Here is a 15925-nt window from a genome sequence, read left to right as displayed (position 1 = left end):
GGGCTTTGGCTTCCAACAAGAGCAGTCCGTCGAGCTGCATATACCGGTCGGTAGCTGCGGCTCGCATCCCGAGCGGCTGCGTGAGCACTTCGAAGACGGGGATTGGCCGCAGCGGTGCGCAGGCGCATGCCAGATCCGCATGGGCGATGCCGCTGTGGCCGCGATCGGTGTCCGACAGGCAGCCGGATCGGGCAGCGGCTGCTGACTTTAGGGCCGTCATGGGATGCGAAGAGTCAGCTCGATGCCGGAAGCCCATACGGTGTGGATCCGGCGCACCGAAGGTGTGCCTCATCGCTTCTCTGACCTTTCATTTGAGCCTTACGGCCCTGCGTTGAGGTGGGATCCCATTGAGTCGTAGGACGCGACGTATGCGTCGTGCGCTGATGCTGCTCGGCGCGGTGGTCATGGGGAGTAGCGGCATGGCGTCGCACGCCCTGGCCGGCCCGGCCGAGGGACTCAGCGCCCAGGGCGTCGAAAAGCGGCCGGTGAAGGTCTACGACCTCGCGCTGAAAGGACCCACGACCGGCAAGCGGGAGCTGCCGCGCACGGAGACCACGCAGTTCTCGCTCGTCGGCGTCTCCTGGACCGGGGCCGTCAAGCCGCTCGACGGCACGGCGCAGGTACGCACCCGCAGTCTGCAGAGCGGCGTGTGGAGCGCGTGGCACGACCTTGAGGTGGATGCCTCCCGGGCAGAGAAGCCGGACGCGGAGATGCGCGGGGCGTCCGCGCCGCTGTGGGTCGGTTCGTCCGACGGTATTCAGGCCCAGGTTGTCCACGAGGACGGCACGACGGCTGCCCTGCCCAAGGGACTCGAGGTCAACCTGGTCGATCCGGGTGTGGTCACTGACGTCGAGGCGAAGGTGAGCAAGCCGGAGCCGGCTGCGTTTGCCGCCGAGAGGACCGCCTCCCAGACGTCCGCCACGGAGGAGTCCACCGTTTCCCAGCCGCCCGTCACTTCCCGCGCCGGCTGGGGTGCGGATGAGTCGCTCAGTCCGGACCCGTCGGAGTACAACGCGGACGTGAAGGCAGTGTTCGTCCACCACACCGACGGCGCCAACGACTACTCCTGCACCGAATCGGCCTCCATCGTGCGCGGCATCTACGCGTACCACACGCAGGTCAACAAGTGGAACGACATCGGCTACCACTTCCTCGTCGACAAGTGCGGCACGATCTTCGAGGGCCGCAAGGGCGGCATCGACAAGCCGGTGCTGGGTGCCCACACCTACGGCTTCAACCGTGAGTCCGCTGGCATCGCGGTCCTCGGCCGGCACACCTCTGCCGGCGCTACCGACGCCGCGCTCGCCTCGGTCTCGCGGGTGGCGGCCTGGAAACTCGGCCTGCACGGCGCGGACCCGGCCGGCACGGTGAGTCTCACGGCCGGTGCGACCCAGACGAACTACTTCGGCAAGAGCTTCACTGCGGGCACGAAGTACACCTTCCCGCGCATTCCGGCCCACCGTGACGGCTACAACACCCAGTGCCCGGGCAACTCCCTGTACGCCAGTCTGCCGACGATCCGCACCTGGGCGGCCGGCCCGGTGCAGAACCTGAAGGTCACCTCACTCAGCGGCGCAACCATCTCTGGCTCGACGTACTACACGAAGGGCACGGTCACCGTGCGCTGGTCGGCCACCACACCATCCTCGCTGATCAAGAGCTTCGAGGCGCTGGTGGACGGCACCACCGTGTCCAAGACCTCCGGTGCTGACACGGCGACGAGCATCACCCTGCCCGCGGGCAGCCACACGGTGGCCGTACGCGCCACGCACCAGTCGGGCAAAACGACGACCACCGCGCCGCTCACCCTGGTCACGGACACCACGCCACCGGCATTCACGGCCAAGCCGAAGCTCTCCCTGCGCACCGGAACCGTCAACACCACAGCCGTCCCAGTCACCCTCGGCTGGAAAGCGACCGACGACAAGGCGCTTCGGTACACCAAGCTGCTCTCCCCGGCGGCCACCACCTTCAACGCAACCGCCACCGCCTCCAGCCACACCGCCACCTCAGGCACGACCACCACCTGGTCCCTGCAGGCATACGACTACGCCGGCAACTACCGCACCGCCTCCGCCTCCGCCACCCCGGTGATACTCCAGGAGGCCTCGGCGGCCAGGTCCGGCAGCTGGACCGTCCGCTCCTCCACGAGCTACCTCGGCGGCAAGTCGTACTCCAGCCGTTCGAAGGGTGCAGCCCTCACCTGGACGTTCACCGGCCGCTCCGCCTCCTGGGTGGTCTCCCGCGCCTCCAACTACGGCCAGGCGTACGTCTACGTCGACGGCGTGAAGGTCTCCACGGTCGACCTGAAGTCCTCAACGACCCTGTACCGCCAGGCCATCTGGACCAAGACCTGGCCGACCAGCGCCAGGCACACCGTCAAGATCGTCGTGGTCGGCACCAGCGGACGGCCCACCATCACGACGGACGGCCTTGTCTACCTTTGATCTTGGTCAGTGCTCCGGTGTTTATGACTCTGCTGACGAATGCGTGATTCGGTGGTCAGGCCGCGAGCATCAGGGCTTCGAGGCGGGAGGTGCGGGTGCCGCCGAGTGGGGTGCCGGTCAGCTATCGGTCGATGCGGATGAGGTTGAGTGCGGTGGCGGCGAAGACGTGGCCGATCCGCGCCAGGTCGTAGAGATGCTGGCGACCGCGTCGCTCCGTGCTCTCCATTTCCGTGTGCCGCGGCCCTGATTTCCGGGGTGGCAAGCGGTCTCGTGGATCATTTATATGGCACAGTGCTGTGCTGCTCGATCATTGACGTCAGGAGAACGACATGCCTACCGGCACGGTGAAGTGGTTCAACGCAGCAAAAGGGTTCGGCTTCATTCAGCAGGACAGCGGCAGTCCCGACCTATTCGTTCACTACTCGGCCATCGCCGGTCACGGGTACCGGGAGCTGTATGAGGGCCAGAAAGTCAGCTTCGATGTCGTACAAGGCCAGAAGGGGCCGCAGGCCGAGAATGTCACCCCTGTATGACGCCTGACATCCTACCGATGCCCAAACCTGGACCCGTCACCATCGCCTGGACGCGCCGCGGTATCCGTGTGCCATGACGGAATACCGCAATCATTGCGGGATGCCGGGTGGCGATGGTTCGGCTCATTGGATCTCTGCTCCTGCCCCGCCTGCCCGCCGTCATTTCGGCCGACTGGACCGCGATGAGGTCTCTCACTCCGTGCCCGCCCCAGGCCCCGTAGCTTCGAGCAATGTCTCGGACGGCGGGGACGAATCCGGCCCAAGTGCGGGCACGCGACGGTCTCATCGCGAACCTGGCCTCATCCTCGAAGACGACGAAGACGACGAAGACGACGAAGACCCCGAAGGCCGCCGCAGTCATTTCCCCTTGCGGCTGCACATCCTTCCACAAGCCCATCACGCCTTCGCTGCGCTCACAGCCCCAGTCGCCCCGTCCACAACCGCGCACATGGAGACATGACCACGGCTGTCATGCGCCAGGACGAGGCGGTCTCCGGTGCTCTCGCATGTGGGAGTCTGCTGCCATTCGGCAACCGCCCGTCATCTGGCGCCTCTCCACTCTTCTCTGCTCTGTTGTGCATGACCACGCCATTTGCTGTGCCAAGAAGGAATCCTGTTTCTCGTCGCTGCGTGTGGCTGCAGGCGCGCTGACGTTATCGGCGTCATCTTTTCATCGAACTGATACCGAACGGCTCATGCGGCTTTGGTGCCAACAGCAGAGTCGGTGCCGAGCGGCAGCTTCGGCAACTCCCAGGAGGGCGACATGGTCCAGTTCGGCCAGTTGCCCGTGAAGGGCCCGATCCGCCTCCTGAGCAGTTCCAGCGCTCGTTCGCGTGCCAGACCGATGTGTTGATGAAGTTCCTGGTTGACCAGCCCCAGGCGGCGAGCGTGCGCATACTCGTCCTCGTCCTTCCAGGAGTAGGACGACAGGTCTGGCGTAACGACAAGATCAACGAACAGATCAAAAGTGTCGATCCCGATGGGAGTCCGCTGAAAGGGCTGTTCAAAATTGACGTACCAGTGGACCGGTTCACCGGCAGCATCACGATGCAAGTGGACGCTGAAATACTCGCCGGCCTCGTAGTAGCTGGCAAGTGCATTCCCCTGCCACACCCAGGAGTCCAACTCCCAGGAACCCACAGCCAAGTCTCTCAGCCCTCGCTCGCCTCCGATACACGGACCAGTGCGCGCTGCGATAAGCGTCGTCGGCGCAAGCGTCCTGATGCCAGGCCACAGTGCCAGCTGAAGGGAGGAGCCGTCATCCCGAATGACCCGAGTGGGTTTCGCTGTCCATATTCGCGAACGCAGGACATTCCGATGGACAGCCGTCGCGCCGGACTCGAATCGCGGAAGTTCACACGCCATGAAGTCATCATGCGGATTATCTGGCATCCCGCACTGGGGACTGACGGACACCAGAAAGGGATCGTTTGAATGCCCGATTGGTCCAGGGCCGGCCGGGAGTACTTTCCGTAGGTGAACCGGCCTCACGCTTGGTGACCTGCGTTGATGGTCCTACGAAAGAGCTGATCGGTCGGATCGTCTCGAGGTCGCCTTGCCCGGCCAGTCACCCGTGGCTCGGGGCCGGTTGACTGTCAACTTGACCCGGCCCCAATGGACGGGCTTGGAGGTAGAGCCCAGCTGGCTGCTGGGCGGTCTCCTCCGTCCGGACACCCCCGACGGGGTGGCAGGGACGTATGACTCAAGCCCCGCATTTCACAGCTGCCTGGGGGAGCGGGAGAGGATCGCCTTGGCGGAGGCGGTACCGGTGCGGATCGCGGTCGGCTTACGAGATGACTGGTCGTAGTTGACGTCGATCAGGTCCCGGCGGATCGGCCTTGCCTTCGTCGAAGACAGTGAGGACGTCGAGGCGGCTGTGGGGCCTGTTCGCCGGCCGCCCCGCACCCGCCGGCTGCGGTCGCAGCACCCCGATCGATGCGCACGGCCTCCGGGAAGTGCACGGTGTCCTGCCCTATGAGGTATGTCCATCGATGTTCTGATAACCGCACAATCGGGGGCGGTAATCGGCCGGATTGGCGAGGTGGGTATGGGACGCAGGGTGCGCACGAGGCGCGGCAGTGGAACGGCAGCGTTGCTGACAGCGTTGATGTCTGCCTCCCTGGCCGCGGGCTGCACATCCGGGAGTTTGCCGTCCGACGGGCGGGGCCCCTCGGACAGCGGGCGGGTCTCGCGCCAGCAACCTGCACCGAGTCCGACAGCCACAGGGCCCGTGCTCGCCGTGAAGATCGACAACGCTCCCCGCGCCCGGCCGCACACCGGCCTGAATAGCGCGGACATCATCTACGTCGAGCAGGTCGAGGGCGGCCTGAGCCGGCTGATGGCGGTGTATGCGAGCAAGCTGCCGAAGGCAATCGGCCCGGTGCGCAGCGCCCGCGAGAGCGACCTGGAACTGCTGCGCCAGTTCGACGAGCCGACGCTCGCCTACTCCGGGGCGCAGCGCAAGCTGATCCCCCTGATCGACGCCGCGCCGCTGCGGGCCGAGCCGCCGGGCAGGACCTCGGGCGCTTACTACCGCGGAACGGATCGCCCCGCCCCGCACAACCTGTATCTGCGCCCCGACAAGCTGAGGCCCAAGGCACCCGGCACCACGACCCTGAACACGGGCTTCACCTACGGCGCCGCTCCCGCGGGGGGCAAGGCGGACACCTCCGAGACCGTGAACTTTCCCTTGACCCGCTTCACCTTCACCTGGTCCGCGAGCCACGGCCGCTGGCTGGTGGCGACGGACGGCACGAGCGCCACCACGACCGATGCCGGGCGACTGACCCCTGCAACGGTCGTCGTGCAGTACGTGAAGATCCGCAAGTCCGAGTTGCATGATTTCCTCGGCAACAACACGCCCTACACGGAGACGGTCGGCACCGGCCGGGCGAAAGTCCTGCGTGACGGCAAAGCCTTCGACGTCACCTGGTCCCGCCCGGCCGCCGAGGACGGCACCCGGTTCACGACGAAGGACGGCAAGCAGATCAACTTCGCCGAGGGGCAGGTGTGGGTGGTGCTCGCAGGGGCGTCAACGTGACCCGGCCCTGAAGGGCCGGCTCAGCTCGGCGTAGGTGTGCTTGCGTGGCTCGTACTGTGCCGGAACATCCCGCGTGAACGCCACACTGGACACCCAGTTCGCGGCGTCGTTGACCGCGTGCAGGGTTTCGAGAAGCGCGGCTGTCTGGCCGGCGTCCGGTGTTGGTTGAGTTCAATGGCGAGCGCGATCACGTCTACCTCCTGTTGCAGTTGCCCACCGAAGGTCGCCCTGTCCCGACTGGCCGGTTCCCTCGCAGGTCGGTGTGGCGCTGAGGGGAGGGAGCGGGGCCGGGGACGTGCTGCACGAACGCTGCGCCGGTGTGGACATCAGCAGGAAGGACGCCAAGGCGTGTGTCCGCAGCCCGAAGTACGAAAAGGCAAGGCTCGTTCGCCAACGAGAGCATGGCCTGGGGCTCGACCACGAACGCCGTGTTCGCCCTGCGGGATCGCCGCACGGGAGACGGTTACGGCGCCGTGGCCGGCCCCCGCTCACGGGCCGAGGTCGGCCAGCAGGTCGTCGAGTACCGTCTCCTCCTCGATGCGCACGCCGAGTCCGGTAAGGGTCGCGGGCAGATCCGGGTCCCACGCGGCGGTGGTCGGTGTGCCCGTCAGGGGCGAGGCCAGTGGGGTGGCAGCGACCGCGGTGCGGTAGTCGGCGGCCGTATAGCGCCAGGGGTGCCAGGGGACGCGGCGCAGCAAGGCCGAGGCGATACGCAGGCCGCCCCAGTCGAAGTCGCCGTGGTAACGCAGCGTGGTTCCGTGGGCGTGCAGGTGGCGCAGCAGGGTGAGGGCAGCAGCCGAGGGCTGGCCCTGGAGGCAAACTAGCGGCGGGCAGGCGGCGCCCAGGGTGTCGGCCGCGGTGGCCAGGACGGCCGGGTTCTCGCAGACGCGGACGACAGGGGGTGCCGTGCGCGGCGGGTACCGGGTGAGCTGCCGTAGCGTCAGGACTGCCGGTTCGCCCTCGTCGGCCGACCAGTCGAGGGCGGGGGAGCCGCGCAGGCCCAGGGTCAGGACGGTGGAGGACAGGGCGTCCTTGAGGAGCCCGGCCGATGCCCAAGCCTCGCGGCGCCACTCGGAGCCGCTGCCGTCCGGGAAGCCGGTCAGGGAGCGGGCACCGGACAGGACGAGGGTGGCGAGCGGGGTGCCGTTGTCGAGGGCGTGCGCGTCGCCGAAGGCGGCGGCGGCGAAGGCGGGCAGGGACACGGCGGGCTTGGCCGGCAGCCGACGCAATGCCTTGGCGGTGTCCTCCAGCAGGCGCTTCGCCGCTTGCGGAGTGCGGGCGAGCCGGCGTACGAGGCCGTCTGAGACGATCCGCTCGGTCCAGTCGGCCAGTTCGGGCCTGCCGGTGCGGGTGAGCTCGTCGAGCGGGGTGTACGCGTCCCGCCAGGCGTGCTCCTCCCGCTCGCGTACGTCGGCCAGCCGGGCGACAGGTCCTGTGAGGGCGGTGACGGCTGCTGCCAGGCCGTCGGGGCTGATGAGGGAGCGGCGCAGGACGGCGTCCACGGCGTCGAGACGAACGCTCAGCGCACGTCCGGCGCCCGGGGTGCGACCCAGCAGCCGTTCGGCGGCGGCCCGCTGGCCGGCGGTGGGGGCGCTCAGGGAGACCGGGCCGGTGAGGGGTTCGTCCCGCGCCATGCGGCGGCGTATGCGGTCGATCAGCCAGGCGAGGTCGGGCCCGCCGAGCAGCCGGGTCAGGCGGTCGCGGTCGACGGGTGCCGTGGGCTGTCGGTGGGTGTCCCCGAGCTCGCTCGTGTCCGCCCGCTCGCTCATGTCCACAGCGTGTCCTCGGTTTCGGCCATGTCCGGCGTTGCCCGCGGACCGGTCTGCGCAGGGATGCCGCCTGTCAGGCGACCCGGTTCGCTGTCCCTGACCCGTGAGGTCCCGTCCCACTCCCAGCGGGTCACCAGGACGGCCGGGATCTCGTCAACGCGGGAGAGCTGGGCGATGGCGATACCGGGCACCTGCGGGTAGCAGGCCCATTCGCGTTCGGAGGTCATCACCACGTCCAGGTCGAAGGCGTGCAGCAGGCCAAGGCACTTGGCGCGGGAGTCGTCGTCGACCCCGGCGAACGCCTCATCCAGGGTGACCAGCCGCGGAGCATCGGACCCGGCCGTGGCGTAGTGCGAGGAGGCCGCGGCGAACAGCGGCACGCTCACGGCCAGGACGCGCTCGCCGCCGGAGGCGGGCCCTGTGGCGGGAACCCATTTGCCGTGCTGGTGCCGTTCGATGCCGAACTCGTGCCAGGCGCGGTAGTCGAGGGCCGCGGTGAGCACCTCCAGCCAGCTGCCCGCGGTGTCGTCGGCCTGGCGGCGGGCGATCTCGGCCTGCAGGAACTCGCCGACCGCGGCCCGGTCCTCGGCCGTCCAGGCGTCGGCGGACTGGCGCAGCCGCTCGCGGGCCTGCGTCAGCCCGGCCGGCGCCCTGCGGGAGGGGCGCCACAGGAGCCGCAGTCTCATGCCGGTGGAGGTGGGCCGCTCCTTCAGTTCGGCGTTCATGGCCTGTACCTGGCGCTCCGCGGCGCCGATCAGCTCCTGCAGGGTGCCGGCGACCTCGGTCAGCAGGTGGGTTTCGAGGATCTCCCGCTCGTGCGCGGACAGGATGCGGGTCAGCTCGGCGACTTCCACGGCGAGGGCCTCGGCGAGGTCGGGGACAGCACGCGTACGTCCCTGATAGACGATCTCGACGACCATGCCGTCCTCTGCCATCCGGGCCGAGGCGCTGTGACCGCCCCGGGAGAGAGCGTCCTGGAGCTTCTTGTACTCCTCGCTGAGCCGTTTTTGCACGCGCTCCCAGGCGCCGTCGGAGTCGTCGGTGCCGGACAGGTCGCTCTCGACCGCGCGGGCGAGCGCGATGGCCGGGGTGGCGGCCCAGGGCCCGGCGGCCGGGTCGGGCACGGCCGCCTCGGGCAGGGCGACGGCGAGCAGCCCGGTGGCCGCGAACCGCTGGAGTGCGGCGATGGCCTCGGCGCGGGCCTCGGTGGCCTCGCGGACGTCCACTTCCAGGCGTTCGATGTGGCCGAGTGCCAGGTGGGCGCGCCGGTCTGCGGCCGTGTGGTCCTCACGTGCGCGGCGCTGCTCGCGGTCGCACACGGTGAGCGCGTCGGCTGTGTCGGCAAGGCGCCGCTCCAGCTCTGCGACAGCGGTGCCGACGGTGGAACGCAGGGTGGCGTGGCGCTCGTCGGCGGCCGTCGCGATCCGGGCCGTCTCCTCGGCGCGTTGGGCCAGCTCGGTGACCTTCTCCTCGGTCCGCCGGGCTTCCGTGCGCTCGTCGGCCAGGGCCCGTGCCGCGTCGGCCCGCTCGCGCAGCGCGGGCCACAGCCCGGCGAGGACAGCGGTGTGGTCGGCCAGGGCCTGGCGGACGGTGGCGAGGTCCGCCCGGCCTGTGGGCAGGTTCACCGCGGCGGCGGTGTCGGCGAGTTCGGTGGCGGCCTCGGCCTCCTGCCGGGAAGCATCGGCGAGTTCGGCGGCGTGTTCGTCGCGGCGGGCCCGGGCCCGGTGCGCGGTGTCCGAGGCCGCGGCGGCGAGGGCGTGCGCGTGGCGCAGGGCGGCGTCGTCGGGGACGCCGGTCAGTTCGGTGTCCAGGGTGGTGCGGCGCCGGACGACCGCGGCACGTTCGGCGCCGAGGCGTGCCATGTCCCCGGCGTACGCGGCGAGTTCGTCGTGCAGGGCGGTGATCCGGACGCGGCGGGCCTCCTCGCGGGCGCCCTCGCCGACGTACACGGCGACCTGCTTCGACCAGGTGCCGGTCAGCGCGCCGACGCGGAAACGGCCGTCCGCGCTTACCCAGGTGTCACCGCCCGAGCCGAGGCCCACACCGGCGAGGAGGTGGGCGACGGTATGCTCGCTCACCGCCGCGGCCTGGGGGTCGCCGTGGTCCACGGCCGGGCGGAGCACGTCGGCGAGCGTGTGCCCGGCGAGCGGGTCGGCGGGCGAGATTAGGACGTCGTGCCCGTCCGCGTGCAGGGCGGTACCGTCCGGGCACACCCAGGCGTCCAGGAGCCCGGACGCCTCCAACGCGGACTCCAGACCCGCCCGTTCACCGGCAGGGACATGGTCCCGGAACTCGACCAGCCGCCACAGGGCCGCGCCCGGGACCTGCTCGCGCAGCCCAGGGGTACGGGTGTGCGGCTGCGCCGGCCCGCGCTGGCCGCCCGCCTCCAGCTCGGCCAGCTCCCGCTCGGCCTCGGCGCGCCGGGCCTCAAGGCCGACCAGTTCCTGTCCGAGGACGGCTGCCCGGTCGGCCAGATGCGCCGCTCGTGCGCGATGGCCCTGACCGGCTGTCTCCCGTGCCGGATAGGGGCCTTGGCAGTGGGTCACCCAGTCCTGCAGCGCGTCGAGCAGCCCGGCGGGATCGGGTACGGCGAGTTCGTCGCAGGCGTCCAAGTGGGCGCGGACGCGGGCGACGAGGTCCGTGCCCGCCGTATCGGCGGCTTCTTCCCCCTCGGCCTGCCGCCGCGCGGTGTGGCCGGCCTCGGTGTCGGCCTCGTCCAGGCGGCGGGCGGCGGCACGCCGCTCGGCGGCCGTCCGATCGGCGCGGTCCGCCAGCTCCGCCACGTGCTCGACGGTGCGCCGCCTGCGGGCCACCACCTCCTCGGCGGCACGCCGCAGTTCGGTCTCCGACGCCCCGTCGGTGCGCGGCGTGCCGTCGAGGCGGGCCGCCGCAGCCGTGTCCCGGGCGCGCTCGGCCAGGTCGGCGACGCGTTCCTCGGCCGCCGCACCGCGCTGCTCGGCCGTACCGACGCGGCCCAGGGCTCGGGTGTGCACCTGGGCCGCGTCCTGGCGGTCGGTCTCGGCTCGCCTCAGCTCCTCGGCGGTGCGGCGTGCCTCGGCCGCCGCCTGTTCCAGCTCCCGGGCACTGCGCATCTCGGGACCCTCGCGCAGGGCGGCCTGCTGCGCCTTCAGCCGCGTGGCCCTCTCCTCCAGCTCCGTGATCCGTCCGGCCGCAGCCTCCCGGTCCGTCTCGGCCTGCTCCCGCTGGGCCCGGGCCTGGGCCAGGTCGCGGTGCAGTTGCTCGTAGCGGGCGTGTTCGCTGCGGGGCAGCCGGGCGCGGCGGCGTGCGGCCACGCGGGCGTAGCGCCGGTAGTGGTCCAGGAAGGCGGAGGCGGCCCGCTCGGCCTCGCCCGCCGCCCGCAGCTCCTCCTTCTCCTCGTCCAGGGAGCGGAACGCCTCCGCCACGTCGGCGATCACGGCCTGGTCCATCGGCGGCAGCGCCTCGGTCAGAGCGCGGGACAGGGCGGCCTCGTTGGGCCGTTTCGACAGCTGTGGCTGGCGCAGCTGGATGAGCAGGTCGACCAGGGCGGCGTAGCGTCGCTCGCCGAGGCCGAACAGAGCCTCGTCGACCGCGCGGCGGTACGCCGTGGCCGTGTCGTACACCATGCCGTGACCGGCGAGAGCCTCCACGAGCCGGTCCCGCGACAGGGCGGTGCCGGTCGCGTCGAGCAGGCTCAGCTCCTGGCCGATCCGCTGGTCGGTGACGGCGTACCAGTGGCGGGCGATGCCGCGGCCCGCCACGGCCTTCAGCCCGCAGACCAGGGTGCGGAAGCGGGCGCGCCCGGTGTCCTCCTCGATGCGGCCGAACTCGATCCAGGTGTAGCCGAGTCGCTCGGGGTGGGGGTGTTCCCCGCCCAGCAGCAGGTTCCACTCCATGCGCTTGCCCGGGTCGGCGTCGGGCTCCACCCGACGCGGCGACAGGTCGCCGTCCAGCAGGAACGGGAGCGTGAGGGCGAGCACCTTGGACTTGCCGGTGCCATTGTTGCCGCGCAGCAGCAGGCGGCCGTCGCGGAACCAGAACTCCTCGGTGTCGTAGTAGAAGAGGTCGACCAGGCCGATGCGCAGCGGCCGCCACCGGCCGGGCACGGGCTGGGGCAGGGCCGTCACGGTTGCTGTGCCTTTCGCTGGGTGCGGTGTGCAGGGTCCACGACGATGGTCTCGCCGACCGCGTACCGGGCGAGCGCGGGCAGTGCGGCCACGCCGGCGGGCGTGCGCCTCACCAGGCCGAGCCCGGTCAGTTTGGCCAGCGCCTGCTCGACCAGTTCCCCCTCCGTGCCCGGCTGCTTGGCGCTCTTGGACCAGAACGCGCCGTGGATCGCGGCCAGTTCCCGCACTCGGCGCTCCAGTTCACCCCGGCTGACCTCGCCGTCCGCGGCGGCGAGGTGCTCGGCGAGCAGCAGGGTGACGTGCCCGTGGGTACCTTGTTCGGGCATGCGTACGTCGGTGAGGTCGTCATGGGGGTCGACCATGGCGATGCCCTCGGCCCGCACCTCGGGCACCAGGCCGGTCAGTTCGCTGATGCGTGCGGTGAGGAAGGCGCGCTGGCGGGTCAGGTAGGCCAGCTCGTCGTCGGTGAGTTCGTCGTAGTACAGCACGGGGTCGTCGAGGAGGAGGCGGGTGAGTTTGTGGCGGATCGCGCGGAACCGCAGCTCGTCGCTGTCCAGGGCGCTCTCCGCGGTGAGTGCGTCCAGCCGCTCCTCGAAGCTGTCCGCGTCGATCAGTGACGGGCCGTGGCGGGCGGCAAGCAGCCCGGCCAGGACGCGGCGCTCCACGTCGTAGAGCACGTCGCCGGCCCCGCTGACGTAGGCGTCCTCGTCCCCGGCCACCCGGCGCAGCACCCCGTACCGCAGCAGCAGCCGTACGACGGCGGCGAGGTCCAGGCGCTCCTCGCGCCGCTCCAGTGTGAACTCCACACCGGCGGCGACCAGGTGCGGATCGGCGGCGTCGAGCACCACCTGTTCGGCGAGGCGGCCGAGCGCGATCTGGGCCTCCCCGCGTTCCAGTGCGGCCAGCGCCAGGCACAGCAGGACATAGCGGCGGCGGGTGAACGGCACACCGGCGCGGGACGCCTCGCGCGCCGGGTGGGTCGCGTCGGCCAGGGTGCCGGGCGTCCTGCGCAACCGGGCGGACTCCGCGTCCACCCGCAATGACCAGCCGGTGTTGCGGTCGAACCAATCGCGCAGCTCGGCGGCGTGCCGGCGCACCAGGCGGTAGGCCTCGGTGCCAGGGCCGCGGGCGAGCAGCAGCGGCTCCTTCAGCAGGGCGCGGGCGGCCTTGTGGAACTCGGCGGTGCGCCGGCTGTCCAGCACCTCACCCAGGGATGTGGTCACAGCGTATCCCGCGCTGGGATGCGCTGCGTGAGGTCGGTGATCTCGACGGTGTGATCGGGGCCCAGGAACACGCCGCCCGGCGTGCGGATCTCGGCCAACGGCGCGTCGTCGAGGGCGGTGAGGCGGATCTCCATCGTGCCGTCGTTGCTGGCCGCCGTGGTCGTGGTCGTGCCGGGCCGCCAGCTGGCCAGGGCATCGCCGAGCAGCCTGAGGAACAAGCCAAAGGTCACCGGGTCCAGCTCGCCGAGCGCGGACAGACAGGTGATGCCGTCCGTAGCCAGCCGGGCGCGGGCTGCCGCGATCTCCTGCGCCTGCTTCTCGGCGAGCTCGGCCAGCTGCCGCCGCTGCTCGGACCGGTCCTGCACTCTGCGGGGCTTGCCGCGCCGCTCGTAGCTTCCGGTACGGCGCAGCTGCGGGCTGATCCGCAGCGGTTCCGCCTCGGCCCAGAGGGTGGAGGGCGCCACGGGGCGCGCCGCGCGATCGGCGAGAGTGTCGGCGTCGACGGTGAGGTGACGGGCGCAATAGACGCCGAAGGCGGCGCGCCACAGCCGATGCCGCGCCCCGTCGTCCGGGGCTTCGGCGAACCAGCGGGCCAGAGTGCGAAAGTCCGCCGACCGGTCCGAGCGTCCGGCCCGCCGCTCGTTCAACTGCCGCACCACTGCCAGCAGTTGCGGGATCGCGCCGAGCGCGCGCCCGCGCAGCAGGCGGGCCTGGGACTCGCGGCCGTCCCCCGACACGAACCAGGCGGCCAGTCCGGCCCAGCGCCCCGCCCACCGCTCGTACGCCTGCGTTTCGGCGGTGTCCGCCTCGTCCGGAGCGGCATCGGCGGCCTCCCGCACGGCCGCCAGCCGCAGCAGCAGCCTCACCCGGCCCTGGCCCTCCAGTTCCCCGATGAGCAGGGCGATCCTCCCGCCCAGAGTGATCAGATCCTGGATGAACCGTTCCAGGTACTGGATCAGCCGGTCCTTGTAGGCGAGGAACACGTCCACCTCGACGCCGTGCAGGTCGATGGTGCGCTGCAGCGACCCCATGAACGCCCGAGCGTTCTCCGCCAGCGCCTCGAACCGGCTCGTCAGAGCGGACAGCGCCAGATGCGCCTTGGCCGCGTCCGGCTCTTCCTCCGTGGCGAGCACGAGTAGCGCCCGCAGGTGCGTGACGATGTCGTGCAACGCCACCGCCTGGAGTGCTCCGCGCCGCCCCAGCGCCTCGTCGTACACGGACAGCGCCTGCTCCGCGGCTTCGCCGGCCCGGGTGAGCTGGTAGATGAACCGTTTGCGGTAGAAGTCCTCGACCGCGGTGACCCGGGAGGTGTCCGGATCCGCCCGCAGATTGCCCCACCCGACGAGGCCGGTCAGCGCCTTGACGACGGCGTCCGGGCCGGCGGGGCGATGCTCCGGCGCCAGCGCAGCGTGCACGTCCTCGGGTCGCAGATGCACCGCGAACCGCTCCTTTGCCGTCAGGAACACGTGCATCACCTGGCGATACAGGACGGCGTTGGGTGCGGTGAGGTGGGCGAAGGGAGCGTATGAAGTCTCGGACTCTGTGTGTGCGGACGCGGCGGGTCCGGTGGGCCTGGAGCTGTCCGGCTCGGCAGAATGCGGCGTCATCGTCGTGGCATTCTTCCCGATGAAACCCCCGCCGCGTCAACCGAGGCCAAACCCTTGCGCTGCGTCAACCACGTGCGTGTACCTCCGCGTAGAGCCCCACCCATGCATATCGGAGCATATGTATTGAAACATCACCGTATGCACAGGGGAGTGCCATGAGCCGCACCGTGATCGATCTCGACGACGATGCGCTGGAGGCCGCCGCCAAGGAGCTCGGCACCACGACCAAGCACGACACAATCAACACCGCCCTGCGGGAGGTCACCGCCCGCTACCGGCGGCTGCACGCTCTTGGAGAAGCCCGCGAACCGACTACCTGATCGACACCTCCGCGCTCGCCCGTGTCTCCCTCGGCCGGACCACGGCCGAGTAGGACGACAAGATCGCTGCGGGACTCGTCGCCTGTGCGACATCACCGAACTGGAAGTCCTCTACTCAGCACGCTCGGCGCCGGACCGGGAGCACGTGAAGCGCACGCTGAACGCCCACTACACCAGATCCCCATGCCCCACGGCATCTACCGACGCACGCGCGTCGTCCAGGAACTGCTCACCGCCAAGGGCGAGCACCGCAGTGCGGGCCCGTCCACCACGACGACGACCGCGACTTCGAAACGATCGCCCGCACGACCGGACAGCCCATCCGCATCATCGACCTCAGGGACAGAGAAGCGCCGTGAGCGGACACCGGGCCCGCACCTCCTTCACAGCCCGTACCGGTCGAGGATGTTCATCAGCTTGCGCCGGCGTTTCAATTCTGTCCGGAGGCCGGCGAGGTACTCGGTGAACGCCTGCTGGGTCCCTAGGGTCTGTCGTCAATGTGATCTTGATTGGTGGATCATGGTCGGGTGATACGTCGCCATGAACTGACCGATGCCGAGTGGGACTTCGTGCGGCCGTTGCTGCCCCGGACGTCGATGGGGCGGCCTCGGCTGGATGACCGGACGATGCTCAACCAGCGAAGGCTCCATGGCGAATTCAGCCACATCACCCCCGCCGAGCTCGAAGCCGCCCACTACACGCCCGAACTCCCAGCAGCACTCCAGAACCAGCTAACTCACTCTCCACCAAACCCGGGGCTTGGCAAGTAGCGATAGGGCGCTGATGGCTACCGGCCCTGCTTCCCTCTCACGTGCCTTCAAGGACGGCATTTGGCATGGAGGCGCGGGCCACACTGAGCCAACTGGGAGGCAGTCGAGTT

The 15925-nt window shown here is 70.2% G+C and carries 9 protein-coding genes and 1 pseudogene; 5 read left to right on the top strand and 5 right to left on the bottom strand.

The window, feature by feature from the left end; genetic code table 11:
* Positions 1 to 368 precede the first annotated feature (368 nt).
* A complete protein-coding gene (locus OG331_RS03355; protein ID WP_406191417.1) occupies positions 369 to 2447 on the top strand; it encodes an N-acetylmuramoyl-L-alanine amidase in 2079 nt (692 codons plus the stop codon).
* A 329-nt stretch (positions 2448 to 2776) separates the two neighbouring features.
* A complete protein-coding gene (locus OG331_RS03350) occupies positions 2777 to 2980 on the top strand; it encodes a cold-shock protein (protein WP_406191415.1) in 204 nt (67 codons plus the stop codon).
* A gap of 693 nt (positions 2981 to 3673) precedes the next feature.
* Here OG331_RS03350 and OG331_RS03345 read toward each other — a convergent pair.
* On the bottom strand, positions 3674 to 4120 hold the full coding sequence (locus OG331_RS03345) for a DUF402 domain-containing protein (protein ID WP_406191413.1): 447 nt from the start codon (positions 4118 to 4120) through the stop codon (positions 3674 to 3676).
* 907 nt (positions 4121 to 5027) lie between these two features.
* Here OG331_RS03345 and OG331_RS03340 point away from each other — a divergent pair.
* On the top strand, positions 5028 to 6020 hold the full coding sequence (locus OG331_RS03340; RefSeq protein ID WP_406191411.1) for a DUF3048 domain-containing protein: 993 nt from the start codon (positions 5028 to 5030) through the stop codon (positions 6018 to 6020).
* A 488-nt stretch (positions 6021 to 6508) separates the two neighbouring features.
* Here the strand turns inward: OG331_RS03340 and OG331_RS03335 are convergent, their stop codons facing one another.
* The 4 genes from OG331_RS03335 to OG331_RS03320 are packed head-to-tail and all read right to left on the bottom strand — an operon-like array spanning position 6509 to position 14725.
* The gene (locus OG331_RS03335; protein WP_406191409.1) at positions 6509 to 7789 is read right to left on the bottom strand and encodes a TIGR02679 family protein; all 1281 of its coding nucleotides are present in this window, start codon (positions 7787 to 7789) and stop codon (positions 6509 to 6511) included.
* Positions 7786 to 11895, bottom strand: a complete 4110-nt coding sequence (locus tag OG331_RS03330; RefSeq protein WP_406191407.1) for a TIGR02680 family protein — start codon at positions 11893 to 11895, stop codon at positions 7786 to 7788. The genes OG331_RS03335 and OG331_RS03330 overlap by 4 nt, the downstream gene beginning before the upstream one ends.
* Positions 11892 to 13118 carry a TIGR02678 family protein gene (locus OG331_RS03325; RefSeq protein WP_406191405.1) on the bottom strand — a complete coding sequence of 409 codons (1227 nt, stop codon included), beginning with the start codon at positions 13116 to 13118 and terminating at the stop codon, positions 11892 to 11894. The genes OG331_RS03330 and OG331_RS03325 overlap by 4 nt, the downstream gene beginning before the upstream one ends.
* Positions 13115 to 14725 (bottom strand): TIGR02677 family protein, encoded by a 1611-nt coding sequence (locus OG331_RS03320; protein ID WP_406191403.1) that lies wholly within the window; start codon positions 14723 to 14725, stop codon positions 13115 to 13117. The genes OG331_RS03325 and OG331_RS03320 overlap by 4 nt, the downstream gene beginning before the upstream one ends.
* A 155-nt stretch (positions 14726 to 14880) precedes the next feature.
* On the opposite strand from OG331_RS03320, the gene OG331_RS03315 reads away from it, so the two are divergent.
* Positions 14881 to 15045 carry a type II toxin-antitoxin system VapB family antitoxin gene (locus OG331_RS03315; RefSeq protein ID WP_406191401.1) on the top strand — a complete coding sequence of 55 codons (165 nt, stop codon included), beginning with the start codon at positions 14881 to 14883 and terminating at the stop codon, positions 15043 to 15045.
* A pseudogene (locus OG331_RS03310) lies at positions 15042 to 15404 on the top strand (VapC toxin family PIN domain ribonuclease). The gene OG331_RS03315 and the pseudogene OG331_RS03310 overlap by 4 nt, the downstream one beginning before the upstream one ends.
* Positions 15405 to 15925: the final 521 nt, after the last annotated feature.

It is taken from the genome of Streptomyces sp. NBC_01017 (assembly GCF_045162795.1).
In the GTDB taxonomy this organism is placed as follows: Bacteria; Actinomycetota; Actinomycetes; order Streptomycetales; family Streptomycetaceae; genus Streptomyces; species Streptomyces machairae.
This window is presented reverse-complemented; position numbering and strand designations above follow the sequence as displayed.